Here is a 25,937-nt window from a genome sequence, read left to right as displayed (position 1 = left end):
TTTAACTTTTAATTAAACCATTTAATTTGAAATAAACGGGCACTTCCCTACATATCTCTCACTGTTAATTTGTTTTATAACAAATGGTGCAATATCACTATTTTGAATTTTGATTCCTGGCATATCTACTAAACTCTCTTTTATATTTCCAATGCTCTTCCCTTCCATAACAAATGGTAATCTAACAATTGTCCAATCTACATCACTACCTTGAATAGTTTGCAATTCTTTATATTTATCTTGCATCATCTTTGATAAAAATACTTTAAACAAGGTAGCTCCTATTTTATTTACAATTCCCTTTTGATCTCCTGTAACATCTAAAGAACCTCCAGAAATTAGTATATATCTTTTTATTTCAAATTCTTTCATTGCTTCTAAAATATGCTTCGTTACTGTGCTAAAAATATAAGATTCATTTTTGGGTTGACCTACCGCATTAATTATAGCTCGACACCCTTTAAGTAATTTGCGTATTGAAACAAAATCACGTGCATCTCCATTAATAATCTCTAAATTTTCATTTGTTATTTTGATATTATTAGAATTTCTTGTTAATATTTTTACTTGATATCCCTTTTCTAACGCTTCGTTTACAAGGAATTTCCCTGCGTTTCCGTTTGCACCCAGAATAGCTATTTTATTTGTACTTTCCAATATTAACCCCTCTTACTATCTATTATTTACTACATTAATCTCATGTACACGTAAAAAAGCAATTAAATGCTCGCACGCTCGTTCACACGCTAACATTTTAAAGATTTTTTGTTCCTCTTTCGTTTTATCATTTGCTTGATCTGATGCAGCTTTTAAACTAAGAAAAGGTTTATTATTGATTTGACACACATAAGCAAAAGCTGCCACTTCTTGATCAACCGCTAATGCTCCATATACAGTATGGAGTAAATATCTCATTTCTGAACTACGGATACGTTGATCTCCAGATAAAAATGTACCATAATGAATCGGATCATAAGATCGTATCTTTTTTATTCTTCTTACAAGTGACTTTGTTGTTTCAATAGGTGCTGTCCTACCATTATATAAATTAAAAATATCTTCCCCTGAACCAGCAGCAGTAACGTCGTGTTGTATTGCATTAAGGGCTACTACAATATGTCCATTTTTCACCTTATTTGATAGACTTCCGCATATTCCTGTCATAAACAACTCATCTGGCTGAAACTCACTAATTAATAATTGCACACAACTAGCACAACTTACTTTCCCAACTCCAGTTATCACGGAGATAACTTCCATATTATTAATATAATGAAAATGAAATTCCCAAGCTGCTCGTTTTTCAATACGTTCACTTGGATAATATTGATGCAAATACGTAAGTTCTGGTTCCCATGCGGATACGATTGCAATACGTTTCATTACATGCTTCACTTCCCCTATTGTTATCATGTAAATACTTTATCTATACTTTCTCGTTCATAATCTGGAATCCACTCTTTATATTTCTCATATAAATTTCGTATTGTTTCTTTATTCTTCGTAATTACTTCACATCCTCTATCATCGTATATAAACATGATATTATCTTTTGTTGCATTTATGAGAAATACATCTGGATAAGAAATTTCTTTTTTGCGTCCAAAACGAGGATAAAGACCTAGAAAATCTTCATGATTTGCAGCTTGAATAAGCGGTGTATACTTTATATCACAAGCAAAACATTTTAATGAAAATTGATAAGTACAATACAAGTCAGCTTCTTCTTCTTCAAATAAAAAAGGTATTGTTTCTTGCCTTATATGATACTTTAAATCTCTATTATGAATAAAACGTCTATATATATTAATTTTCTGCGGATTTTTCACATTTTCCTTTTTAAATCGATAAACATTTGTTACTAAAAAGACTTCATCTTTTTTTGAAAATATATCTTCAAATAAGTGTTTATTATATGTATAAAGTTGAGAGAAATATTCCATATTTAAATCGTCGGTGCCTTCTAGATTTTGATGTTTACCTTTTCCAAAATCAAAATACAAATAATTTTCCCACTGAAAGGATATATGTGGTACTAATGTAACCCCAGGAAATGTTTCATTCATATATTCTTTTAATCGCATTCTTAATTCCTTTCTACTCTACAATTTCTTTTAACTGCCAATATGCTTCTTCTAGCCATGGATGTAAAACTTTCAACGTGTCTTTTCTATCCCACAAATATGAAATATATATAAAAGCAGCATGTTCTAAAGATTTTTCTAATTCTTTTTTTACTTCTACTAAATATGGTGGTGCTCCATTTTGATCCCATTCTATTTTATCAGCAATAAATAACACTAAATCCATTTTCGTTGCATGTTTACGTAGTGTAGTATGGCAGCCAATTGCATTTAAGATTTCTTCATCATCCACTTTAAATATTTCTTTTGCAATTACTTTCGATAACTTTTGATGAATAATCATTGGAAATTCTCGTTCTTCTTGTAATATCTCTATTCCAAATTGCTCAGCAACTACAATCCGATCTTCATTCGGAAAGATTGCACTAATATCATGTAAATATGCTGCAATCGCTGCCTTTTCCCCGTTTTCATGATACTTAATCGCAATTTTTCGAGCTTCATTTGCCACCCGAATTGAATGTTTATATGTAAGTTCTTTATTGTATTTTAATAGAAAAGCTTTTATATCATTTTCAATTTTTCCAGTTGGAGTAAATGAATAGATATCTTTATTTAACATTGCAAATCCCCCTTATTCTTCACTTTCAGTATAATACATTATTTAAATATCTTTCTTCTTTGTATTCGTTATGAATGTTTTAATCCCCTTTTTATACGTTACATGAAATTTTATATGGAATCATTGCTACAAAATACATAAATGTTTGATATTATAGTAATGTTAATGATTTGTTAAGAAAGGAACTACATAATGAATAAAAACATATTAATTATTGATGATGATAAAGAAATTGTTGAATTACTTGCTGTTTATTTGCGAAATGAAGGCTATAACATTTATAAAGCATATGATGGCGATGAGGCATTACAAATGATTTCTACATATGAAGTTGACCTTATGGTTCTGGATATTATGATGCCAAAACGAAACGGATTAGAAGTTTGCCAAGAAGTGCGTGAAAATAATACTGTACCTATTCTTATGTTGAGTGCAAAAGCAGAAGATATGGATAAAATATTAGGTCTTATGACAGGTGCAGATGATTATATGATTAAGCCATTCAATCCATTAGAGTTAGTAGCTAGAGTGAAAGCTTTGTTACGAAGATCATCTTTCCAAAATGCCACTTCCTCCAAAAATGAAGATGGTATTATCCGTATTCGTTCTGCTGAAATACACAAACATAATCATACAGTTAAAGTCAATGGAGAATACATTAAACTTACATCCATTGAATTTGATATTTTATATTTACTTGCGAGTAATACGGGAAGAGTATTTAGTTCCGAAGAAATTTTTGAACGCGTTTGGAATGAAGATGGTTATGGTTCAAATAAAACTGTAATGGTTCACATTAGTAATTTACGGGATAAACTTGAAACAGGAATGAATGGAGAGAAGTTTATTCATACTGTTTGGGGAGTAGGCTATAAAATTGAGAAATGAAGCATTTGATATATTAAAAGATATCCCAAAGTGGAAGTTAATTTTTTGGTTCATGTTAGCTATCACACTTACCCCTATTACTGAATTAATTATATATCGTCTCGTTACAAGTGTAATTGAAAGTTCACTTACGTTAAGCGAACTCGGCAAAGAATTCATTAGAATTTTTGGATATGAAAAATATAAAGGAATAAAAGAATCTCTATGGATGATGATTGTATCTTATTTGTTTTTATTTTCTATTTTCTCATCCTACCTATACATTTTTTATCGTCATGAAAGAAAAATTTACTATGAAACTTGTATTAAAAAAATGATAGAAGAGATTCGTTATATTGCAGATGGCAACTTCAATCATAAAGTTTCTATCGTAAATCATAATTATCTGGAAGAGTTAGCGACCGGGGTAAATCAAATTGTTGAACAATTGAAGGTCTCAATTGATGAAGAAAGACAGGCGGAACAAGCAAAAAGTGAACTTATTACAAATGTATCGCATGATTTACGTACTCCCCTTACCTCTATAGTTGGATACGTAAATTTAATCCACCATGATAATTATAGAGATGAAGTGGAATTACGCCATTATATACAAGTCATTTACGATAAAGTAACTCGTCTTAACGCATTAATGAATGATTTGTTTGAATATACACGTGTTCAAAATAAAGAGCTAAGTTTATATTCTGTTCCCATTGATATTGTAGAGCTACTTGGGCAATTAACTGTTCAATTCCGCATACAAGTTCAAGAAGCTAATATAGAATGTCGACCTTCTTTCCCATCTCAAAAACTCATGGTATTAGCTGATGGAGACAAATTAGTGCGTGTGTTTGAAAATCTTATTATAAATGCTATCGCTTATGGAAACGACGGCGGATATATCGACCTTGCTGTCTATGAAAGCAATAATATGATTAATATAGATATAACAAATTACGGCCAACCTATTCCTAGTACGGATTTACCTCATATTTTTGAACGTTTTTATCGCGTTGAAAAATCTCGCTCTACGAACACTGGTGGATCTGGACTCGGATTGGCAATTGCAAAGAGTATTGTCGAATTGCATAAAGGAACAATTGAAGTTTATAGCGATGATAAAAAAACAACTTTCACTGTAAAACTTCTCCCATATAAATGTTAATATTATAATTTTTCAGGTCCAATTTCTTACCATATAAGAAATTGGACCTTTTATTTTCCATTAAAATCCAAAATTTAATAATCCTTTATAATTCTTAAGAAATTCTTTACCTTTTCTTTCTTCCTAATTAAGCATTCCTTTTTACAATAGTATTATTGATGTCATAGTAGGAGGATCGCTTATGCAATTCTTGAAAAAGTTCACAATTTTATTCTTATCTTTTGTTATTACAGCACTTATCGTTTTATATTTTTACCTCTATGTAAATGGTCCAATTATTCAAGCTAAATCAGCTATTTTAATAGATGCTAATTCAAGTGAAGTTGTTTATAAAAAAAATGAAGAAACTCCTATACAATCAGCTACTTTATCTAAATTAATGACAGAGTATATCACACTGGAACAACTGAATGAAGGAAACATACAGTTAGATGAATTAGTAAAAATAAGTAACGAAGTTTTCCGAGCAGAAACGAGTCCTATACAAGTAACTTCGAAAGATAAAACGACAGTTCGTGATTTACTTCATGCATTGTTTTTGACAGGGAATAATCGTTCCGCACTTGCCCTTGCAGAACACATTGCTGGAAACGAAGATAACTTTACACTTTTAATGAATGAGAAAGCAAAACAACTAAAGTTATCACAACCATCCCCGTTTCTAAATGCTACTGGAATGAATAACGATACAAATAAACAATCAACTACAACAGCTATAGACGTAGCTAAACTAGCAACACAATTAGTAAAAGACTTTCCAGATGTATTGAATGTTACGAAACTAACCTCTTACCAATTTACCTTCAAAGACTCAAAAGTTTTCAACACAAATAAAATGATTTATTCTCTTAATAAAAACATTAAACTCCAAGGTGTTGACGGCTTACAAACTAGTTTTTCAACTAATGGTAATTATAGTTTTGTCAGTACAGCAAAACGAGGAGATACTAGACTTATTTCCGTAATATTAGACTCCAATGAAGAAAATAGTACTTTTATTGAAACAAAAAAGTTACTACAGTACGGTTTTGATCCTTCCTCGTACTCTGCACTCCAAGCTTTTAAAGATGCTGTTACATCGTGGACAGTTTTGCTTCAATTTAAAAATTTGATCATACAAACATTGTTGATTTTCTTCATCATTACAATTTTAATGTTTTTACATATACGTCAGAAAAAATCCGAGGATTTCAACTAGGAAATCTTCTTTTATATAAAAACCGGCTTGCATTTACAGTGCAAGCCGGTTTCTAAATTTATAATCCTCTTCCAATTAAATTCGCTGAAACAGGCTGAAGATTTAATTCTCTCGCCCATATAGATAGCTGACCAATATGGTGAATTTCATGCACAATTACATGTCTTAAAACTTCACCGTATGTATATGTTTTATCTGTCCACGAAGCTTTTAATATCTTACATTCTAGGCTAGATGACCACAACTGTAAAAAATCTTCTAATTCTCGTATATATAAATTAGATAACGCTTTCACTTTTTGGATGGATTGATAATCTTTAAACTGCGGTTCATTATCTTCTTTTCCTTGAAGCGCACTAATCCAGCTGTACTCAACATCGACAATATGGAATAATGTTTCTAAAACACTCCCAACACCACCTACACGCTTGCGGAGTAATTCTTCCTCTGAAAGTTGTTCACACCACTTAAACCAATCATCCCTTACTTGCCAATTGTATTGAAATAACGTGTACATATATATTTATCTCTCCCCTACCTCAACAATCCACTTAACCGCATCTATTACATAATATGGTTCATCTTTTTGAATATAGTGACCGCTTTTTTCTGCAATTACAAATTTATGATTGTATGATAATCGTAATAATTCTTCTTGCAATTGTAACCATTTCATTTGTGCATCTGGCGAATAAAAAGCTTTTTTACCCGCAGCTAACACGACAAGTGGAATATCATTCATTAATTTACAATGTCTATCTACTTCACTTAAACTAAATGTAAACTCTTCATAAGAACTTTCATATACAAACTGTTTATAGTAAGCTTCTTGAAATTCTGGAGACATGATTGGCAGAAAATCTTCTTTATAATTTTCCGGTGTCGAATCAACCAAAACGATTCCCAGCAAATCTTTGGGATAAGTAGTCGCAAATAAACGTGCATTTATACCGCCAAAAGAATGTCCTACAAAAATATAAGGTGGTTTCAATTGTAGTTGCGCTAAGCAACTTATTAAATCTTTTACCATTTCAGAACTAATACGTCGCTTGGAACTCTTCCCACTTTTTCCTAAGCCCGCTCGATCATATGTAAGTACCGTCCCATATTCCGTCAACTCTTCAGCGATATGATCCCATGTCTTTGAATAATCACCATAACCTGCCTCCATTATAATAACTGGCTGCAGCTTCTTTCCTTGGAACTTTTTCGTATACATTTTAAAATCGTCAACTTGTAAATATTCTTCTATACATTTAACCATTGACAATCAATTCTCTCAGGCCAAGTTCCTCTACAGCATGATTAATTATTTCACTTACAGATAAAGAGCCATCCAATATAATATCCGAATTCGGCTTAACAGTATGAATTGCCTCTAAATATGCTTTTCTCGCAAATGTCATGTAATGTTTCAAATCATTATGTATTTCATCTATTGTATCTTCTTTAAAATCTCGCAAAATTCTTCTAGCCATCGCAATATCTAAAGGTGTATCGATAAATATAGTTACATCAATAAACTCTCGCATTTCACTATTTAAGTATGCAAAAGGATAATCTAAAATAATATAATCTACATTAGCCTCTCGTATAAGATGCTGAATATCATGAATTAATGGCGTAAGTACCCATTCATCATAATTTGCTCCATCATCAATCCATTTACAAATATCAGCAGGACAATTATCAAAGTCATAGCTATCAAAATATAGTGCTTTTGAATTCATTAACTTGTGAGTTAAACTTTCTGTAACAGTAGTTTTACCTCCTCCTGAAACAGCTGCAACTGAAATTACTTTAGTATTTTTATTCATAACTTCCCACCATACCCCTTTTAATTGACATAACATAATTATAAAAAACTATTATTTTTTATCACTCCATTCATATTCTAACATACTCATTTCCCATAAATTCCAATATGTTTCTCCTACTTTTTTGGATTCTCTTAATAAACCTTCTTTTACAAATCCTATTTTTTCATAACATGAGATGGCCGACGTATTAAAATCATAAACACCAAGAGTTACTCTATGTAGTTTTAATTCTTTAAATGCAATTTGTAATACTGCTTTCATCATATGTTTCCCTATAGAACGCCCTCGCATTTTCGTATCACCAACTAACACTTTTCCAATTCTTGCAGATTTATTTATATTGTCAATTTGCCCAAGTGAAATATGACCAATAACTGCTTTAGTCTCTTCATCCATTATTTTGAATGCCAATGTGTTTGCACATTCTGTATATTTCTCTAATTGCTGTTCATTTAAAGGATATGTAAATGCATTTCCCGACCATTGTATTAAAAACTCTTCGGAATTAATCCAATTTATTAATTGTTTGAAATCAGATCTTTTAAAGGGTACTAATTTAATCACTCTCATTCTCCTTTCGTACATCACTCTTTATAGCCTCAAACCTATTTCTATATAAAGAATATATTCTCCTTTTATACGAAATTAAAATAAAGCCATTCATAAGAATGGCTTTACAAAAAAAGGCATAATTATGCTATTTTCCTATGTCAACAAAAGTTCAATCGCTTCAATTTTACAAACAGAAATAATTACCGTAACTACCCCAGCACTATTAGCAAGCTTTACAACATCGCAAGTTACTGAAGAAACAGTTCCTGCATAATTATTTCCTACTGTAGTAATTCGCACGGCTCTGTTTACTAATTTTTTAAGCTCATCTCTAATTCCTTGTACACAGCAACAATCGCATTTTTTATTTTGTTCTTCTTGTTCTTTTTTACATTCTTCGAAAGCATCCCAACAATCATCCTGTTTACATGTACACTTCTTTTTACAATTATTAAATCGAGAACCCAAAACCTCACCCCCTAATCCTTTCTATTAGTAAAGTATGTCCACAAGCTTAAAAGTGTAAGAGACAAACACATAGAAAGGAAAAAACAAACAATTGTATTAGACATTCTTTTCTTTATTAACTATAAAAACAGGCCTCTAACAATTTGAAGCTTGTTTAATGAGGGGAATTGGATTTAATTCTGCTGAATTTAAAGTTTAGACAACCTCTTATAAGTCAGCTCCTTTAAGAATCCCCAGCTTTTCCTATTACTTTACAAATACCATATACATAGGCTTTGTTTGCATTAATATAGTACCTTTGCTGTTGTGAAATATACATTCAGAAAAGCGTACTCCAAGATAAGATATTATTTAAAATCTTAACGTTTCCTTCAACAAGTGTTTGTTGATTAATATCATAACCAGTAGTTCTCTCAACTATCTCTTGAAAAATTGTCCCCTCTGTAATAAAATAATCACCTTGATACAATGTATACTCGCTTGTCCCATGGAATCATCATTATTCCCCTCCCTATTAAAATAGCGTTTTTGTTTCAAATAATGCTCTCATTAATTTGGACGCATTTACCAGTATATTTACCAAAAAATTCATGATATCGTTAACTAGTCGAGTACGTCATTACTTGACGATTACCCTTAGGAGCCCCGCAGACAATCGGGGGTCCTTTTATTTAAATAAGGATTTTGTTTAAACCTTACAAAACTCACTTATATTAAACTATCTTCTAAAATTCCCATTGAACATTTATAATACTTTTAAACAGTTTAAATTCTACAATCAGTAATGGAGGCATTTTAATGGGAAACATCCCAAAAATATCATCACAACAATCAAATCCTAATATACCCTCACAGCAAGTGAACGCTAACACCAAACAAGGTAATAATAAAATAACAAGACGCCGTATTATAACTACTTTAGCTTTTATATTACCTATAATTTTTGTCCTTCAATATTCTCTTAATAACCAGCAAGAAATGATTAAAGAAAAACAAATCACGGTTAATACGGGGCAACAAAAATTATCTTCTTTAAAGAAGGATGGTCATACCCTTAAAAATGATGTTAAAGTTTTAACAGGTAGTGAAGAAGAAGTTTTAAAATTCGCAAGGAAACTGTATGGATTTTCCAAACCGAATGAAACTATATTTCAAATAACTGAATAAAATTACACTGCATTACCCAAAAAGGCGATTTGACGATAATCGCCTTTTTATATTTAATTTCTAAAATAAACATACTAATTTCTTTTTCTATCAAATAACTATTTTGTTTAATTTATTAAAATACAACCGCTTGTCCATTTCACTTTGCTCTATCATTACATTTACTATTAGTAATACGATTTTAGAGGTGATAAATAATGGACAAGTTTTTATCTTTTGCTGCACTTAATCCGGGTTCTATTGGACCTACACTTCCACCTGTTCAACCCTTTCAATTCCCTACTGGTCCCACCGGTTCTACAGGAGCTACGGGTTCAACCGGACCAACTGGATCAACTGGACCAACTGGATCAACTGGACCAACTGGACCAACTGGGCCAACTGGACCAACTGGATCAACTGGACCAACTGGACCAACTGGATCAACTGGACCAACTGGACCAACTGGACCAACTGGACCAACTGGACCAACTGGACCAACTGGATTTAATCTTCCTGCTGGGCCTGCATCTATTACTTTGACTTCTAACGAAACCACGACATGTGTATCCACTCAAGGAAATAATACTTTATTTTTTTCGGGTCAAGTATTAGTAAACGGTAGTCCTACTCCAGGAGTAGTGGTCAGTTTTTCATTTAGTAATCCTTCTCTTGCTTTCATGGTTCCTCTTGCTGTCATTACAAATGCTTCAGGTAACTTTACCGCTGTATTTCTAGCCGCTAATGGGCCTGGAACAGTAACCGTTACTGCTTCACTTCTTGATTCTCCTGGAACAATGGCTAGCGTCACTATTACCATTGTGAATTGTCCGTAATGGTTTTATCTTTAAGTACTAAGCAATTTCTGATAAGATGAGCACTGATTTACAGTGCTCATTTTATCATTGGGATGTTCCTTTCAAATGAAATTTCGAAACACCCTACTAAAATAAAACTTTTATTAAGAACTAATGATCTTTATATTTCTTCAGCTTGTCATCACAAGTGATTTTTATAATTAGTTAAATTCTCAATATAGTTTATGTATATAATTCCATTCAAAGATACATAATACCCACGTAACTATTTAAAAACACTTCGTTTTTATATCTAAGTTCAAAAAGGAGCTACATAACATGGATAAAAAAATCTATTAAGTCAACAGCTTGATTATGTGTCATCGGATGCGCTGAATACCCCTAGTAAAGCCCAAGAGCAAATGCAAGAAACATCTCAGGAGGCACATGATTCAAACAAAAAGGACAGTACTCAAGCTTTACATGACGACGATTTACCAATTTCAGATGTATATAGAACAACGAACAAGCAGTAAATTTAAAAGGGAAAAACCTTAAGAACGAGTGAACTTAATTCTTTTCCCTTTTCCTATTTAATTAACACTTTTATATGAAACCCGTACACATTTTTGACACATCCACTATCACAATCTCCTGAAAATTCGTGATAATATTAATTTGTCGAATACGCCAAATTTCGACATTGAACGACAATGATATCTCCCTTATTGAATCCCTGTCCCCCAGGGATTTCTCCTTTTATTTCTTACTTTTTTCTTCACTAAATTTTCATTCTTAACAAAATTCAATCACTCCATTGAATAGACAGCCATAGTATCCTATTTTGATAAAAACTAAAAACAAACACATATACTTAACACTAATAGTAGATTTTTTAACTTCAAATTTACTTTTTCTCTCTTATCTTTTTGTAAACATTAAAAATGAGCTCTATTTACATAGAGCTCATTCGTAATTTTATAGTTTGCTAGACTGTAACCCCTGAATAAACGGAACTACTTCAGGATTTACAAGTGATGATAAATCCCCTAATTCTTTTCCTAAGTAAGCAGCTTTAATGACGCGTCGCATTACTTTAGAATTACGTGTTTTTGGTAAATCTTCTACAACGTGAATATCTTTTGGACACAATGCTTTTCCGATATGAGAGTTTACTAAACTCATTAATTCTTTCTTTAACTCTCCTGTGAATGTTACATTGTCCCTTAATACTACAAAACAATGACAAACTTCACCTTTTACATCATCAGGTACTCCAATCGCGGCAGCTTCTATGACATCATTATGCTTCACAAGAATAGATTCATATTCTGCAGGTCCAATACGTTTTCCAGCAATGTTTAACGTATCATCTGAGCGTCCTGTAATAATATATTGCTCACCATCATAAATCACCCAGTCACCATGAACCCATTTGTTTTCAAAACGTGACCAATACGTGTTCACATAACGCTCATCGTCTTCCCAGAAACTTTTCGTCATACCAACCCAAGGTTTCTCTAAACATAATTCTCCAACTTCATCACGAATTGGATTGCCTTGATCATCGAGCACAACCGCTGCCATTCCTGGTAAAGATGCGTTAAAACTAATCGGTGCAATTGGTTTAATAAGGACGTTTCCGAAAATCCCACCAGAAATTTCAGTTCCGCCTGAATAGTTACAAATTGGTACATTATTTTTTCCAACTGTTTCAAATAGCCACATCCAAGGATCTGGATTCCAAGGTTCACCTGTTGATGCGAATACTTCTAAACTCTTGAGCGAATGTTTATTTACATACTCATCACCCTTTGCCATTAACGAACGAATTAATGTTGGTGATATACCGAGATGTGTAATTTCATATTTATCAACGGTCTCCCATAAACGATCTGCTTCTGGGAAATCTGGAACACCTTCGTACATAACCATCGTTGCTCCATTAATGAGAGAGCCGAATAATAAAAACGGTCCCATCATCCAGCCCATATCAGTTACCCATAATACGCGGTCACCTTGTTTGATGTTCATTCCAAATCCTGCATCAAATGCAGATTTCAAAGGGAAACCAGCATGTGTATGTACTGTTCCTTTCGGTTTCCCAGTTGTACCTGATGTATAAATGAGCATTAACGGATCATCACTATTCATCTCTTCAGCATGTGTAAATGGTTTTTCTTTTTCTAGCGCACTCCATGGGAAATCATAATTATGTGGTGTAAAATCATTTCCTGCATGACGAACAATAACAACTTTTTCAACAGTTGGACAATGTTCGCAAGCTTTATCTACTTCGTCTTTTAATGAAACAACTTTACCCCGGCGTGAAAAACCATCTGCAGTAATGATCATTTTTGATTCTGCCGCTTGTACACGAGTCATGACTGCATCAGACGCAAATCCTGAGAATATTGGTGAAATAATTGCTCCGATTTTCATAACAGCTAGCATTGCAACAACTGTTTCTGGAATCATCGGCATATAAATTGTTACACGGTCACCTTTTTCAATACCCGCATGTTTCAAACCGTTTGCAACGCGACTTACCCAGTTGTCAAGATCTTCATATGTAAATGATTTTGAAGTTCCATTTTCTCCCTCGTACTGTAGTGCTGGTTGCGTTCTTGTTTCATCATCTGCAAGCCAGCGTGATAAAACTGATTCTACAACGTTACATGTTCCGCCATTATACCACTGTGCAAACGGCGTACCATTTTCTAAATCTAGCACTTCTGTATAAGGCTTCATCCATTGATAGCCAACCGCTTTCTCAGCTTCTCCCCAAAACCAATCTGTTTCTTCAATAGATTTATTATAAAACGTTTCATAATCTTCATAGCCCAATGATTTCATCCAACCATATAAACGCGTTTTTTCTTTATATTCTTCTGTTGGAAACCAAACTGCTTGTTTCAATGTTTTCCCCTCCTTGACTTTTTGAGCAAGAAAGCCCTAAATAGGGCTTTAAACTGGATAAACAGGATGTTTACGATCTGTAAATACTTGATATTTACTCATATACATTTCGAATCGTCCTTTTAACTCTTCTCTTAAATTGTTTGGATGAACAATACCATCAATGACCATCTCTGATGCCAAATGGTAAATATCAATATCTTTCTTATACTCTTCGCGTTTTTCAGCAATGAAGCTATCACGCTCTTCTTCTGGTAAAGCTGCAATCTTATTTGCATATACAGCATTGACTGCCGCTTCTGGACCCATTACTGCAATAGAAGCTGTCGGTAATGCTAGGCAGCAATCTGGTTCAAAGGCTGGACCTGCCATTGCATATAAACCAGCACCGTATGCTTTACGAACAACGATAGAAATTTTCGGTACAGTTGCTTCACTCATTGCAGAAATCATCTTTGCACCATGACGAATAATACCAGCACGCTCTACTTTTGTACCAATCATAAATCCAGGTACATCTGCAAGGAATAACAATGGAATATGATATGCATCACATAAATTAATAAACTTCGCTGCTTTATCCGCTGAATCGTGGAATAATACGCCGCCTTTCATACGCGGTTGATTTGCAATAATACCAACTGGCTTACCATCAATACGTGCCAAGCCTGTAATTAGTTCTTGAGCAAATAATTTTTTCACTTCATAGAAAGAACCTTCATCAATAACTCTATTAATGAGATCTTTCATATTGAAAGGAGCATTTTGATTTTCTGGAATGATTTGTTCTAACGTTTTTTCGAATTGTTTCGGTTCTTGAGGTGTAACCAATGGAGTCTTCTCTAAGTAGTTGTTTGGAAAATATGAAATGTATTGTCTTGCTTGTGTAATCGCATCTTCTTCTGTTTTACATAAAACATCTCCGCATCCTGATACAGAGCAATGCATACGAGCTCCGCCCATCTCCTCTAAAGTTACCTTCTCGCCGATAACCATCTCCGCCATACGAGGAGAACCTAAGTACATAGATGCATTTCCTTCTACCATCATAACAATGTCACAAAAGGCTGGAATATATGCGCCACCAGCTGCCGAAGGTCCAAATAATAAGCATACTTGAGGAACTTTACCTGATAATTTCACTTGATTGTAGAAAATTCTTCCTGCACCGCGGCGCCCTGGGAACATTTCTACTTGATCTGTAATACGCGCTCCAGCAGAGTCAACTAAATAAAATAACGGAACACGTAATTTTTCTGCCGTTTCTTGAATACGTAAAATCTTTTCAACTGTACGTGCGCCCCATGATCCAGCCTTTACCGTTGAATCATTTGCCATTACGCATGCAGTACGACCATGTATTTTACCCGTTGCCGTTATAACACCATCAGCAGGTAATCCTGTTTGTTCACAATTTGCAAATAATGCATCTTCTACATATTCACCATTATCAAATAAAAGAGCTAAGCGATCTCGAACGAATAGTTTTCCTTTTGCTTTGTTTTGTTCATGATACTTTGGTGCGCCGCCTTGTTTAATCGCTTCAACTCGTTCTTCAAATGTATTCGATTGTTGTTTTTGGTCTAACATATTTACTCCCCCTTATACATTGGTGTGCGTTTTTCCTTGAATGCTTGTAATCCTTCTAATCTATCTTTCGTATGGATTACACCTTCATACGCTTGTTTTTCCATTTGTAATCCGGTATGTAAATCAACTTGAATACCGTTTGAAATTGCTTCTTTTGCTAATCGAACAGCAATAGGACCATTACTAGCAATTTTCTCTGCTATTTCAATCGCTTTCTCTTCAAGTAAATGAGCTGGTACAACAAATTCTACTAAACCATATTCTTTTGCTTCTTGCGCTGAAATACGTCTGCCTGTATAAATTAATTCTTTCGCTCTACCAACACCAATTAATCTTGGTAAACGCTGCGTACCACCTGCTCCTGGTATAATTGCAAGTGTAGTTTCAGTAAGACCAAGACTTGCAGATTCAGCCGCAATTCTAAAATCACAAGCTAAACTTAATTCCGTACCGCCACCAAGGGCGATTCCGTTTATGGCAGCAATAACTGGCTGTGGTAATTGTTCAACCATCTCCATAGTAGTGCGAATCATACTAACAGCATGGCGAACTTGTTCCTCATTCATACCAGCACGTTCTTTTAAATCAGCACCAGCACAAAACGCTTTTTCACCAGCACCTGTTAAAATAACTACACGAGTATTGGACTCTTCACTTATTTGAGTTAATATGTTTTGTAACTCTTCTAATAACGCTAAAGATAATGAGTTTGCTTGTCTTTCACGATATAACGAAATCTTTACAACGTGAGGTGTTACATAATTAACTGAAATGTTTTGTAGTTGTAGCATCTTCTCACCTACTTATCGTTTTATGTTGAAGCGCTCTATACACATGACTCGGTAATTGGATATTTAATTTACTTTGAATGAATTGACTCGCTTTCAATAACTTCTCTTCATCAATATTCGTTTGGACCCCTAACTTATGGAGCATATGAACTAAGTCATCGGTTGCAACATTGCCTGATGCTCCTGGTGCATATGGACATCCACCAAGACCACCACAAGAACTATCAAATGTTGTAATACCATATTCTAATGACTTAACTACATTCGCCAGAGCCATTCCATACGTATTATGGAAGTGCATTGCAAACTGCGAAGCATCATATTTCTTTAATAAATGCTCTAATACTCGCTCTACTTGTAGTGGATTCGCTACACCAATCGTGTCACCAAGAGATACTTCATAAATGCCGTATGAAAATAGTTGATTACATAATTCGTCAACTGCTGTGGCACTTATATCCCCTTCATAAGGACATCCAAATACAGTAGAAACATAGCCTCTTACCTTTTTCCCTTCGAATAATGCCTGTTTTGTTATATCTTCAATTACAACTAATGCTTCTTTAATTGATTTATTAATATTACTTTTATTATGAGATTCACTTGCTGATAAAAAAACATTCACCTCATCTACATTTTGCAAAAAAGCTCGTTCCAAACCATTTTGATTTGGAACAAGCGCTGCATATGTCACATTTGGTTCCCTTTTTAGCTCAGAAAACACATCATTTGCATCTGCTAATGCAGGGACCCATTTAGGGTGAACGAATGAGGAAACTTCAACGTACGATAATCCCGCCTCTGTAAGTAGTTGAATCCATTTTACTTTATCTTTTGTGCCAACAATCTTTTTTTCATTTTGTAAGCCATCACGTGGCCCGACTTCTTTAATGACAGCAAAATTAGGTAGTTTCAATTCGCTTCCCCCTATATCTCCCTATTCAATTTCTAGTAATACATCTCCTTCATTTACAAAATCGCCTTCTTGCACATTAATTTTCATAACTGTGCCAGCTTCTTCTGAAATGATTGGAATTTCCATTTTCATAGATTCCAAAATGACGACATCTTGCTCTTCCTCTACTGTATCTCCTACTCCTACAACAATCTTCCATACATTTCCTGCCATCGATGCATATACTTTCGTCATCATTTTTTCCCCCTTAATATTGTTAAATCTTATTTTTTAACAAGTTGTTTCGTTACAAAACCTGTTGTATAAATACCACTTTTGAACACATCGTCTTCCAATACTTGAAGTAACATTGGCGTGTTCGTTTTAATACCTTCTACTTTTAATTCTTCTAAAGCATCATGTAATTTTGAAATTGCTTCTTCACGAGTTTCACCATGAGCAATGACTTTCGCAATCATTGGATCGTAGAAAGGTGTAATCGTGACTTGATTCTCCAAAAAGTGATCAATACGTACATTTGATGGAAGCGTTAAATTTGTAATTTTCCCAGGTGATGGGAAGAAAGTTTTCGGATCCTCTGCATAAATACGTGCCTCAATGGCATGACCACTACGTTTTACATCATCTTGTGTAAATGATAGTTTCTCACCGTATGCAATTAGAAGTTGTTGTTCTACAAGATCTAAACCAGTAATTTCTTCTGTAACCGGATGCTCTACTTGTAATCTCGTATTCATCTCTAAGAAATAGAAGTTCTTCTGATCATCTACTAGAAACTCAACTGTACCAGCATTTGTATACCCTAGAGCTTTAGCAGCTTGTACAGCAACTTCACCCATCGCTTTTCGTGTACCTTCATCTAAAAATGGTGAAGGTGCTTCTTCAATTACTTTCTGATTTCGGCGCTGTACTGAACATTCACGCTCCCATAAATACACTGTGTTACCATGTGTATCTGCTAAAAGCTGAATTTCAATATGATGTGCATCTGCAATATAGCGCTCTAAATACATTTCTCCGTTACCGAAGAAGTTTTGTGCTCTCGTTTTGTTGCTTTCAAATGCTTTGGTGAGCGTTTGCTCAGTTTCCATCAACTGCATTCCAATGCCTCCGCCGCCTGCGGATGCCTTCAACATTAATGGGTAACCAATTTGTTTAGCAATTTCAATTGCTTCTTCAGCAGTTTCAATATTTGTAGTAATGCCTGGAACTACTGGGACATCTGCAGCTTGCATCGCAATACGTGATTCGATTTTACTTCCCATCTTCGTTATAATTTCTTCTGAAGGACCGATAAATACGATTCCTTCTTCTTTACAGCGAACCGGAAAAGATGGATTCTCAGATAATAATCCATATCCCGGATGGATTGCTTCAACATTTGTCTTCTTAGCTATTTCAATAATTTTTTCAAGGTTTAAATAGCTTTCTTGGACACGCGGCCCACCTACTAAGTAAGCTTCATTTGCCATTTTTACATGTAAGGCATTTTCATCTGCCTCAGAATAAATAGCAACAGTGCGAATGCCAAGTTTTTGACAAGTTTTCATAATACGAACTGCGATTTCCCCGCGATTGGCAATTAATATTTTTTGAAACATAGTGATTCCTCCTTTTTATCTACATCCTAAATGTCTAGCAATTACGAGACGTTGAATTTCAGAAGTTCCTTCACCAATTTCTAATAGTTTTGCATCACGAATATGTCGTTCTACTTCATATTCACGCATATAGCCGTATCCACCGTGAATTTGTACCGCTTGATTTGCAATACGACTAGCAGCCTCAGATGCGAAAAGTTTTGCCATAGCCGCTTCTTTACCGAAAGGTTTATCGTTATCTTTTAACCAAGCTGCTTTATGTACTAAATTACGGGCTAGCTCTACTTCAGTCGCCATATCAGCTAATTTAAATTGAATCGCTTGGAAATTAGAAATTGACTTTCCAAATTGTTGACGTTCTTTCGCATATTGCAGTGCACGTTCAAATGCTGATTGTGCAATACCTACTGCTAATGCTGCAATTGAAATACGTCCTCCATCAAGTGTATATAAGAATTGTTTAAATCCTTTATTTACATCACCAAGAATATTTTCTTTCGGTACACGTACACCATCAAGTACGATTTCACATGTATTAGAAGCACGAACACCCATCTTATCGTAAGGACTTGAAATCGTTAATCCTTCACTTGTAGTCGGTACGATAAATGCCGAAATACGCTTTCTACCATTATCTTCAACACCGTTGATAGCGGTTACAATAATTGTATTTGCATACTCTGCATTTGTAATCCAACACTTTTCACCACTAATAACATACTCGTCTCCATCTAATACAGCTTTCGTTTGTGTACCACCTGCATCAGATCCAGCGTTCGGCTCAGTTAATCCGAAAGCACCTAAAGTTTTACCTGATGCCATTGGAATTAAATATTTCTGTTTTTGTTCTTCTGTACCGAAATAATAAATTGGAGAAGCACCTAATGAAATTGTTGCAGCGTAACTTAATCCTGTCCCACCACAAGCACGACCAATTTCTTCAACTGCTAACGCGTACGATACAGTATCGCCACCTGAACCTCCATACTCTTCAGGGAATGGGATTCCTAATAATCCTAGTTCGCCCATTTTTTGAAATGTTTCATATGGAAATTCCGCAGTTTTGTCATAATATACAGCTTTCGGTGCGATTTCCTTTTCAGCAAAGTCACGTACCATTTCTTTAATCATTTGTTTTTCGCGAGTTAGAGTAAATTCCATTCCGCTACACACCCCTTATCGAATATTGAGTTTCGACAGCGTGCGAGTTTCTACTACAAACATTACGAATTAAAAGACACGAATATTAGTTAGATAATTGCTATAATTCTGTCATAACTTAATTTTAAAACAGATTCTGTACTAATGCACAAAAAAATTCCTACATTGTTCTACAACAACATAGGAGTTTTCTTGTCGAATTATGTAGTTTATCGTTTAATAATCTCTACCTTTTCCCGAATCAGAAATTTCTACTAAAGCTTCAGGGTAAGGTTCAAAATATGTTTGTCTTAATAAATACTTTTCGTCAAATCGAATGGCCCATGATTTTAAAATTGCAAGTAAGCTACTAAGCGGGATTTTCTTTTCTATATACTTTTGTATCAAATCTAAAAAATGATCTTTTTCTTGTTTTTTCAGCTTAGTTTTAAAATATCCAAAAATATGCTCACATACATTTACATTCGATGTATAGCGGGGTGTGCGCATAAATAATTCATATAAAGTCTTCTCATAGTTTTCAAATACCACTTCAATCGTTTCATTTTTTTGATTTGCAATAATACGCCCTAATTCTTTTTGTTTCACTTGATTATATGCCATAAATAAATACTTATAGTCTGATTGAAATGATACGAGTTCTTTTATGTTTTTAGTATGTTTAATCATTTTATAATGCGCGATTGTAAACAGCCTTGTAAAGAAATGTTCTCTAATAATAAAATTCGACAATCTACCCTCTTCTTCAATTGGAAGATGCGAAAAATTTTTTATTACTGCTCCGCCAAATAAACCAGATCCCTTTCCTTTTGCTGGTGCTTTTTCAAAACTAGAATAAATTTTCACATCACGCGTACCACAACTCGGCGAACGATTCTTTAAAATAAAACCATCCACATCAGATATCGTTTGTAAAAAGACATTTGAAAATTGCTCCATTTTTTCAGTTACATCTTCTCGTGTCGACGGCTGTACAAGCCTATTCACACCATTTTCTTCTACAATTCGTATCGTTTCACGAGGAGTCCCTAATCCGATCTCGACTTCTGGACAAACAGGTATAAATGTAACAAATGGCTGCAAATTTCGTATTGTTACATCTGGTATCATCTCTGCATTATAACGACAGGCGTCAAATTCTAAACATTTACTTACAACTATTGTTGGTTTTGCAAATTGCCGCATTTCATTACCTCCATTGTATCAATCCATACAATCTAAATTGTACTGATATTAGTATCTTAAGCAAAGTCTGTTTATATTGATTATTTTTATAATAACTATAAATTTAATGCTATATCAACTGCAATTCAAATCTATTTCGTATATGTATTAACAAGTTCTTGTACAAACTTGTTAATACATTTTTGTCTAAACACAATCCATCTTTACTAGCATAGTTACAGATTCTTTCCTCTCCTCTTTACATTTAAATTAAAATAAGTCTTAATACGAATTTTAATCCCAAGTTATTTGGAATATATTCTTTATATTTGTACATTATAGACTGAGAAAGTATTACTTGTAGTTAGGGTGTTCCAAATGAATTTTAGAAACCTACTTTCTTTATTACGGAACATTTTCAGAAGCATTTTTTCTTTGGTAAAAAATATTTCAAAAAATCCATTCATTTTAAGGAGGCATATTAAAATGGGAGTATTAAGTGGTAATCCCCAAAATGAACCAATGCATTACGGAGAAGTCTTTGCCATTTGGAGCTATCTTGCAGGGGCACAAGGTGCAATTGCTGGTTACCAAGTTCTTGTCAATCATTCTGGAGACGAGGACTTAAAAAAGTTTTTAGAAAATCTTATAGAAAATGATATCCAATCAGAAGTTGAAGAACTAAAAAACTTGTTAAAATCAAACGGTGTGGCATTACCACCAGCACCTCCAGAGCGTCCAGTTGCATCTATTGAAACAATCCCTCCTGGTGCTCGTATTAATGACGCAGAAATTGCAGCTAAAGTTTCTATGGATCTTGCTGCTGGACTAGTAGCATGTAGCCAAGCGATGGGACAATCACTTCGAGAAGACGTAGGAATGATGTTTGGACAATTCCATATGAAAAAGGCACAAGCAGGTGCTACCTTACTACGGTTAAATAAGAAAAAAGGCTGGATTATTCCTCCTCCTTTACATGTTCTTCAATCTGATCAAGCATAACATGGAGTAAGCGGTTAACTTTTGTTAACCGCTTCGTTGTATTTACCTGTCCTTTTAATAATGGAGATTAAAGATAGTTCTAATAATTTTAACTTTATGATTTAGATACTGTGATACGAATAATGTACAAAAGCAATGGAGAAATTAATACATAGGAAAGGAGGGGAAATTTATGAGGAAAAAATTATCATCTATTTTAAGTGTTTTAGCACTATCTATTATGTTTTTAGGCACATCCGCCCAAGCTGAATACGATGGAAATCATATGAATAGAGTTAATAACACTGATATGTCAACTCGAGTTAATGATAATAACTTGAACAGAGTTAATAATGATGTGAGAACTCGAAATGTAAATACGACAAATGATATAAATAATAATCATGATAGAAATAATAATTGGGCTTGGCTGGGTTTATTAGGTCTAGCAGGATTATTAGGTCTTAGAAGAAGAGACAAAGAAGTACGTTAATCTAGAATGTTTTTCGTAAACAAGTACTTATCTATCAAAATTGTATAATGAATATAAATCGCCTTTTTAAAGGCGATTTATTATTTGCTTAAAAATAGTATATGTAATTCACACATCAACATATTTTTACTTATGATTAAACCTATTAAATTACATTTATTTAAATACCAAAAATCAAACCCCTAAAATGTTGTTATAGTTAGATTCGTGGCGTTAATCCATACAATATAAATTGAATCGTATTTTCAATTTCCACTTCATCATCCCATTTTTCTTCAGGCAATAATAAAAATCGTGTTAATAGTAAACCTAATACAGCTGATAAAGTAAGACGTAATACAGAAGATGGTGGTATCTCAATAATTTCTCCTTTTTCTTGAAACTTCACAATCAACTTTTTGAAATGTGAAAAAAGTTCCGTTTCTAATAATTGTTGTATTTCATTTTTTAGCTCTGGTTGAAATGGTACTTCTTGAATTAATATTTTAATCATAGGAAAGTGCTTTTGAGCAAATTCAAATCTATTATGAATGACAAATCGTAAAAGTCCCTCATATGATTCATACTTCGATTTAAATATTTCCTTTGCAAAGGCTTGTACGAAAAATGGTGCAGCAAACTTTGTTAATGTCGGCATGACGACTGCTAACAATAAATCTTTTTTCGTTTTATAGTAGCGGAAGATTGTTCCTTCCGCTACACCAGCACGCTTTGCAATTTCACTTGTAGAAGTTGATGCATATCCTTTTTCTCCAAACATATCAACAGCTGCCTCTAAAATACGCATTTGACGTTCATTTCGTTTATCCGTATTAGTTGCGGCAATTAATTCATCCAACCAATCCTTCTTCATCTATAATGCCCCTTTGTATCATCATTATATTTTCCGATGTTTCTTTAATGCAAATACATTCCCTATTGCAAATAATAGAGAAAAAAGTAGTAATACAGTTAGATTTAACGCAATCTCTGTAAATCCTTGATTTCGAATCATCACTTGTCTCATTGCGTCAGCTCCATATGTGAGCGGAAATAATTTCCCTAACATTTGTAGCCACTTATTCATAGATTCAATTGGAAACAACCCAGAAAAGAAAATTTGTGGCACAATGACAAGCGGTATAAATTGAATCATTTGAAATTCATTATTTGCGTATGCTGATAAAAATGTCCCTAAAGTTAGTGCTGTTAAAGAAAGCATACATGTAATAAGTAGCGTTAGCCATATGGAGCCAGCTACATACAAGTCTAAAATATAAACTGAAAAATTCACGATTATAATTGATTGTATAAATGCAAAGATTCCAAAACCAATAATATATCCTACAACTATTTCCCATCTTCTCACTGGAGTGGACAATAACCTCTCTAATGTACCACTTAAACGTTCTCTAACAAAGGAAACTCCAGATAATATAAATACAAAGAAAAATGTAAAGAAACCAATCAATACGGGGCCAAGCCCATCAAACATTGTAAAGTCTTTAGAGCCATGTAAGTAATTTACTTCAGGCTTCATAACTGATACATCATTCTTTTCTGAACTCTTTTGTAAAACTTGAAGTACAGCACGATTTTTTGATGAATCACTTCCTTCTAATAAAACATTCATTTTCCCATTCTCTAAATAAATTACTGCATCTACCTTTTGCTGTTCTAACTCTGAAATTGCTTTCTCTTTGCCGTATTCATAAATTGAGGCTTCTTGAGTTTTCATTGTTTTTACAATAGGAGCAGGCACATCAACTACAGCAATATGCGGTACATAGTCTTTTTGTGTAAACACTAGAGACAATAACCAAAGTAATAACATTGGTGCCCCAAACATCATCGCTAACGAACGTTTATCTCGAAAAAATTGGCGAATAATACGAATGATTACACCAGTAACTCTTATGATAGGGCCACCTCTTCCAACAAAAAGACATCTTCAATCCGTCCTGATGATACCCGTTTTTTCAATTCTTCAGGTGTTCCAGTCGCAACTAGCTTTCCTTCTCTAATCAACCCTAAATGCTCACAAAATTCAGCTTCATCCATAATGTGCGTCGTTACAATAATAGTTGTGCCTTTCTTTTTCAAATCATAAAATTTTTCCCAGATTGTTTTTCTAAGAAGTGGATCTATCCCCACTGTTGGCTCATCTAAAATTAATATTTCAGGTTCATGAAGGAGTGCTATCGCTAATGATAAACGCTTCTTCATCCCACCTGAAAAATGCTGCACTTGCTGTCTTATATGTTTTGATAATTGTACAAGGTCAAAAACCTCTTCGATTCTTTCTTTTTTATGTTTTCCTTTTAATCCATACATCGTTGCAATAAAATCTGCATTTTCATATGCTGATAGTTCTTCATATAATGCATCAGCCTGAGCCATATAACCAATTCTTTTCATTTCATTTAAATTAGGCATGTTCGTGTTGTATACAAGCACTTCACCTTTCGTTGCCTCATTAATACCTGCAATCAATTTAATAAGAGTCGTTTTCCCTGAACCTGAAGGCCCAACTAAACCAAATATCTCTGCTTTTTCAACTTGCAATGAAAGATTGTGTAAAACTTCTTTTTTCCAAAAACTTTTTGACACGGTTCGTAAAATAATGGCAGGTTGCTGCATGTATTCTTCTCCCTTTTCAAAATGAGTGAGTACTCACTTTCATTTTACTCTTGCGTAATTATATGTCAAACTTCATTGATTAGTATGTATTTTCAATCTTAAACAATGAAACAGAGTCGACATTAGAATTTCATTTCTTAAAGTCGACTCTGTTTCATTTAAATTATATATTTCATTTTACGTTTTTAAATTCATATATTTTCTAATTCTAGCAACATCTAAAGAATATTCGATAACTAATTGCTGTAACGGTAATATAACTGTGTCGGGATATAAATGGGCATATTGTAATGTTTCTGCATATTTTTCTAACCTTTTTTCTAAATACTTTATAATTTGATCAGGATGACTTACTAATAAACATTTACAATAATAATGTATTTGTTCCTCAATCGCCGTATACTCTTCAATTTCATATTCTTTATGCATGTGTACACCCCTTTAAGTTTTTTACTGAATTGCTTATCACACTTTTCACTCGACTAATTTTTAAGTTTTTTGATTATTTACACTATAACAAACTCTCCGGGTCAAATTTTGTTACTTTATGTAACGTAGAAAAATTTTAACAAAACTGTAATGTTAACTTGTATAAAATGCATATGGCCTATTTTTTCTGTACAAAAAATCGTACAGTTCAATTTAACTGTACGACTACAAGTTCTGGCCTATTAAAAATTATTTGCGGAATGATACTATTGCCTAATCCTCTACTTACTACCATAGACGTATTTTGTTTTTCATATAAACTGGTTGTATATTTAGGTAAAACACCTTGATTTGGAACCACTAATTTGCTGATAAATGGTAACCTAAATTGTCCACCATGAGCGTGTCCTGATAAAACTATATCTATTTGCTCATCAGCATAATTCTGAATAAATTCAGGTCTATAGAATAAATCATCTATTTCTCCTATTTTAATACACTATCTAACTGTATTGCTCCTATATATAGATATACTCCTATGTAATCCGCAA

General features: G+C 33.7%; 29 protein-coding genes and 2 pseudogenes. 7 read left to right on the top strand and 24 right to left on the bottom strand.

What is annotated here, in order from left to right:
• Positions 1-21 precede the first annotated feature (21 nt).
• The 4 genes from ABH961_RS07780 to yqeK are packed head-to-tail and all read right to left on the bottom strand — an operon-like array spanning position 22 to position 2,706.
• A complete protein-coding gene (locus ABH961_RS07780; protein WP_098049449.1) occupies positions 22-657 on the bottom strand; it encodes an SDR family oxidoreductase in 636 nt (211 codons plus the stop codon).
• A 15-nt stretch (positions 658-672) separates the two neighbouring features.
• Entirely contained in the window at positions 673-1,410 is a 738-nt protein-coding gene (mtnN, locus tag ABH961_RS07775) for a 5'-methylthioadenosine/S-adenosylhomocysteine nucleosidase (protein ID WP_137015065.1), read from the bottom strand.
• Entirely contained in the window at positions 1,410-2,084 is a 675-nt protein-coding gene (locus tag ABH961_RS07770) for a DUF3885 domain-containing protein (RefSeq protein WP_098077162.1), read from the bottom strand. Before ABH961_RS07770 ends, mtnN begins: the two co-directional genes overlap by 1 nt.
• A 13-nt stretch (positions 2,085-2,097) precedes the next feature.
• Positions 2,098-2,706, bottom strand: a complete 609-nt coding sequence (gene yqeK / locus ABH961_RS07765; protein WP_404519175.1) for a bis(5'-nucleosyl)-tetraphosphatase (symmetrical) YqeK — start codon at positions 2,704-2,706, stop codon at positions 2,098-2,100.
• 192 nt (positions 2,707-2,898) lie between these two features.
• Here yqeK and ABH961_RS07760 point away from each other — a divergent pair, with 192 nt between their 5' ends.
• From ABH961_RS07760 to ABH961_RS07750, 3 genes are all read left to right on the top strand, one after another.
• Positions 2,899-3,594 carry a response regulator transcription factor gene (locus tag ABH961_RS07760; protein WP_001038818.1) on the top strand — a complete coding sequence of 232 codons (696 nt, stop codon included), beginning with the start codon at positions 2,899-2,901 and terminating at the stop codon, positions 3,592-3,594.
• Positions 3,584-4,741 (top strand): sensor histidine kinase, encoded by a 1,158-nt coding sequence (locus tag ABH961_RS07755; protein ID WP_098077156.1) that lies wholly within the window; start codon positions 3,584-3,586, stop codon positions 4,739-4,741. Before ABH961_RS07760 ends, ABH961_RS07755 begins: the two co-directional genes overlap by 11 nt.
• A 181-nt stretch (positions 4,742-4,922) precedes the next feature.
• Positions 4,923-5,939 carry a D-alanyl-D-alanine carboxypeptidase family protein gene (locus ABH961_RS07750; RefSeq protein WP_098077153.1) on the top strand — a complete coding sequence of 339 codons (1,017 nt, stop codon included), beginning with the start codon at positions 4,923-4,925 and terminating at the stop codon, positions 5,937-5,939.
• A 58-nt stretch (positions 5,940-5,997) separates the two neighbouring features.
• Here ABH961_RS07750 and ABH961_RS07745 read toward each other — a convergent pair whose 3' ends face one another.
• The 5 genes from ABH961_RS07745 to exsK all read right to left on the bottom strand — a co-directional run bounded on the left by ABH961_RS07745 (position 5,998) and on the right by exsK (position 8,779).
• Positions 5,998-6,456, bottom strand: a complete 459-nt coding sequence (locus ABH961_RS07745) for a DinB family protein (RefSeq protein ID WP_048546986.1) — start codon at positions 6,454-6,456, stop codon at positions 5,998-6,000.
• 6 nt (positions 6,457-6,462) lie between these two features.
• The gene (locus tag ABH961_RS07740) at positions 6,463-7,203 is read right to left on the bottom strand and encodes an alpha/beta fold hydrolase (protein WP_098077150.1); all 741 of its coding nucleotides are present in this window, start codon (positions 7,201-7,203) and stop codon (positions 6,463-6,465) included.
• Entirely contained in the window at positions 7,196-7,756 is a 561-nt protein-coding gene (locus tag ABH961_RS07735) for a nucleoside/nucleotide kinase family protein (RefSeq protein WP_098642375.1), read from the bottom strand. Before ABH961_RS07735 ends, ABH961_RS07740 begins: the two co-directional genes overlap by 8 nt.
• 51 nt (positions 7,757-7,807) lie before the next feature.
• Entirely contained in the window at positions 7,808-8,347 is a 540-nt protein-coding gene (locus tag ABH961_RS07730; protein ID WP_180236373.1) for a GNAT family N-acetyltransferase, read from the bottom strand.
• Between the two features lie 117 nt (positions 8,348-8,464).
• A complete protein-coding gene (gene exsK / locus ABH961_RS07725) occupies positions 8,465-8,779 on the bottom strand; it encodes an exosporium protein ExsK (protein ID WP_000535565.1) in 315 nt (104 codons plus the stop codon).
• A 798-nt stretch (positions 8,780-9,577) separates the two neighbouring features.
• Between exsK and ABH961_RS07720 the strand changes: the two genes are divergently transcribed.
• Together ABH961_RS07720 and ABH961_RS07715 are read left to right on the top strand one after the other, a co-directional pair.
• Entirely contained in the window at positions 9,578-9,946 is a 369-nt protein-coding gene (locus ABH961_RS07720) for an FtsB family cell division protein (RefSeq protein WP_048546974.1), read from the top strand.
• Between the two features lie 197 nt (positions 9,947-10,143).
• A pseudogene (locus ABH961_RS07715) lies at positions 10,144-10,200 on the top strand (exosporium leader peptide-containing protein); the annotation flags it as partial.
• Between the two features lie 17 nt (positions 10,201-10,217).
• On the opposite strand, the gene ABH961_RS07710 reads toward ABH961_RS07715, so the two are convergent.
• The 10 genes from ABH961_RS07710 to ABH961_RS07665 all read right to left on the bottom strand — a co-directional run bounded on the left by ABH961_RS07710 (position 10,218) and on the right by ABH961_RS07665 (position 20,885).
• The gene (locus ABH961_RS07710; RefSeq protein WP_404519171.1) at positions 10,218-10,484 is read right to left on the bottom strand and encodes a hypothetical protein; all 267 of its coding nucleotides are present in this window, start codon (positions 10,482-10,484) and stop codon (positions 10,218-10,220) included.
• 45 nt (positions 10,485-10,529) lie between these two features.
• The gene (locus ABH961_RS07705) at positions 10,530-10,745 is read right to left on the bottom strand and encodes a hypothetical protein (protein ID WP_000237380.1); all 216 of its coding nucleotides are present in this window, start codon (positions 10,743-10,745) and stop codon (positions 10,530-10,532) included.
• Positions 10,746-11,700: 955 nt separating this feature from the next.
• A complete protein-coding gene (locus ABH961_RS07700; protein ID WP_048546970.1) occupies positions 11,701-13,641 on the bottom strand; it encodes an AMP-binding protein in 1,941 nt (646 codons plus the stop codon).
• A gap of 48 nt (positions 13,642-13,689) precedes the next feature.
• On the bottom strand, positions 13,690-15,231 hold the full coding sequence (locus ABH961_RS07695; RefSeq protein WP_075306983.1) for an acyl-CoA carboxylase subunit beta: 1,542 nt from the start codon (positions 15,229-15,231) through the stop codon (positions 13,690-13,692).
• A 2-nt stretch (positions 15,232-15,233) separates the two neighbouring features.
• Positions 15,234-16,022: an enoyl-CoA hydratase gene (locus ABH961_RS07690; RefSeq protein WP_048546966.1), complete on the bottom strand. Its 789-nt coding sequence runs from the start codon at positions 16,020-16,022 to the stop codon at positions 15,234-15,236.
• A 4-nt stretch (positions 16,023-16,026) separates the two neighbouring features.
• Positions 16,027-16,938 carry a hydroxymethylglutaryl-CoA lyase gene (mvaB, locus tag ABH961_RS07685; RefSeq protein WP_048546963.1) on the bottom strand — a complete coding sequence of 304 codons (912 nt, stop codon included), beginning with the start codon at positions 16,936-16,938 and terminating at the stop codon, positions 16,027-16,029.
• Positions 16,939-16,959: 21 nt separating this feature from the next.
• Complete coding sequence (locus ABH961_RS07680) at positions 16,960-17,175, bottom strand: acetyl-CoA carboxylase biotin carboxyl carrier protein subunit (RefSeq protein ID WP_001987345.1); 216 nt, start codon at positions 17,173-17,175, stop codon at positions 16,960-16,962.
• 26 nt (positions 17,176-17,201) lie between these two features.
• Positions 17,202-18,539, bottom strand: a complete 1,338-nt coding sequence (locus tag ABH961_RS07675) for an acetyl-CoA carboxylase biotin carboxylase subunit (protein WP_098077126.1) — start codon at positions 18,537-18,539, stop codon at positions 17,202-17,204.
• 15 nt (positions 18,540-18,554) lie between these two features.
• Positions 18,555-19,700: an acyl-CoA dehydrogenase gene (locus ABH961_RS07670; protein ID WP_000397260.1), complete on the bottom strand. Its 1,146-nt coding sequence runs from the start codon at positions 19,698-19,700 to the stop codon at positions 18,555-18,557.
• Between the two features lie 216 nt (positions 19,701-19,916).
• On the bottom strand, positions 19,917-20,885 hold the full coding sequence (locus ABH961_RS07665) for a YbgA family protein (protein ID WP_098077123.1): 969 nt from the start codon (positions 20,883-20,885) through the stop codon (positions 19,917-19,919).
• A gap of 465 nt (positions 20,886-21,350) precedes the next feature.
• On the opposite strand from ABH961_RS07665, the gene ABH961_RS07660 reads away from it, so the two are divergent.
• Complete coding sequence (locus ABH961_RS07660) at positions 21,351-21,866, top strand: DUF3231 family protein (protein WP_087986148.1); 516 nt, start codon at positions 21,351-21,353, stop codon at positions 21,864-21,866.
• Positions 21,867-22,038: 172 nt separating this feature from the next.
• Positions 22,039-22,338, top strand: coding sequence for a WGxxGxxG family protein (locus ABH961_RS07655; protein ID WP_098077120.1), 300 nt, complete (start codon positions 22,039-22,041; stop codon positions 22,336-22,338).
• Positions 22,339-22,537: 199 nt separating this feature from the next.
• On the opposite strand, the gene ABH961_RS07650 is transcribed toward ABH961_RS07655, so the two are convergent.
• The 5 genes and pseudogenes from ABH961_RS07650 to ABH961_RS07630 all read right to left on the bottom strand — a co-directional run.
• On the bottom strand, positions 22,538-23,191 hold the full coding sequence (locus ABH961_RS07650) for a TetR/AcrR family transcriptional regulator (RefSeq protein WP_098077117.1): 654 nt from the start codon (positions 23,189-23,191) through the stop codon (positions 22,538-22,540).
• Positions 23,192-23,215: 24 nt separating this feature from the next.
• The gene (locus tag ABH961_RS07645) at positions 23,216-24,235 is read right to left on the bottom strand and encodes an ABC transporter permease (RefSeq protein ID WP_098077114.1); all 1,020 of its coding nucleotides are present in this window, start codon (positions 24,233-24,235) and stop codon (positions 23,216-23,218) included.
• Positions 24,232-24,957 (bottom strand): ABC transporter ATP-binding protein, encoded by a 726-nt coding sequence (locus ABH961_RS07640; protein ID WP_098630524.1) that lies wholly within the window; start codon positions 24,955-24,957, stop codon positions 24,232-24,234. Before ABH961_RS07640 ends, ABH961_RS07645 begins: the two co-directional genes overlap by 4 nt.
• A gap of 177 nt (positions 24,958-25,134) precedes the next feature.
• The gene (locus ABH961_RS07635; RefSeq protein ID WP_000548621.1) at positions 25,135-25,386 is read right to left on the bottom strand and encodes a hypothetical protein; all 252 of its coding nucleotides are present in this window, start codon (positions 25,384-25,386) and stop codon (positions 25,135-25,137) included.
• Between the two features lie 208 nt (positions 25,387-25,594).
• Positions 25,595-25,858: pseudogene (locus ABH961_RS07630) on the bottom strand (metallophosphoesterase); the annotation flags it as partial.
• Between the last annotated feature and the right edge of the window lie 79 nt (positions 25,859-25,937).

The organism is Bacillus sp. RC251 (assembly GCF_044908765.1).
Lineage (GTDB): Bacteria > Bacillota > Bacilli > Bacillales > Bacillaceae_G > Bacillus_A > Bacillus_A wiedmannii.
The sequence above is the reverse complement of the archived record's forward strand: the minus strand, read 5'-3'. Positions and strand labels throughout refer to the sequence as shown.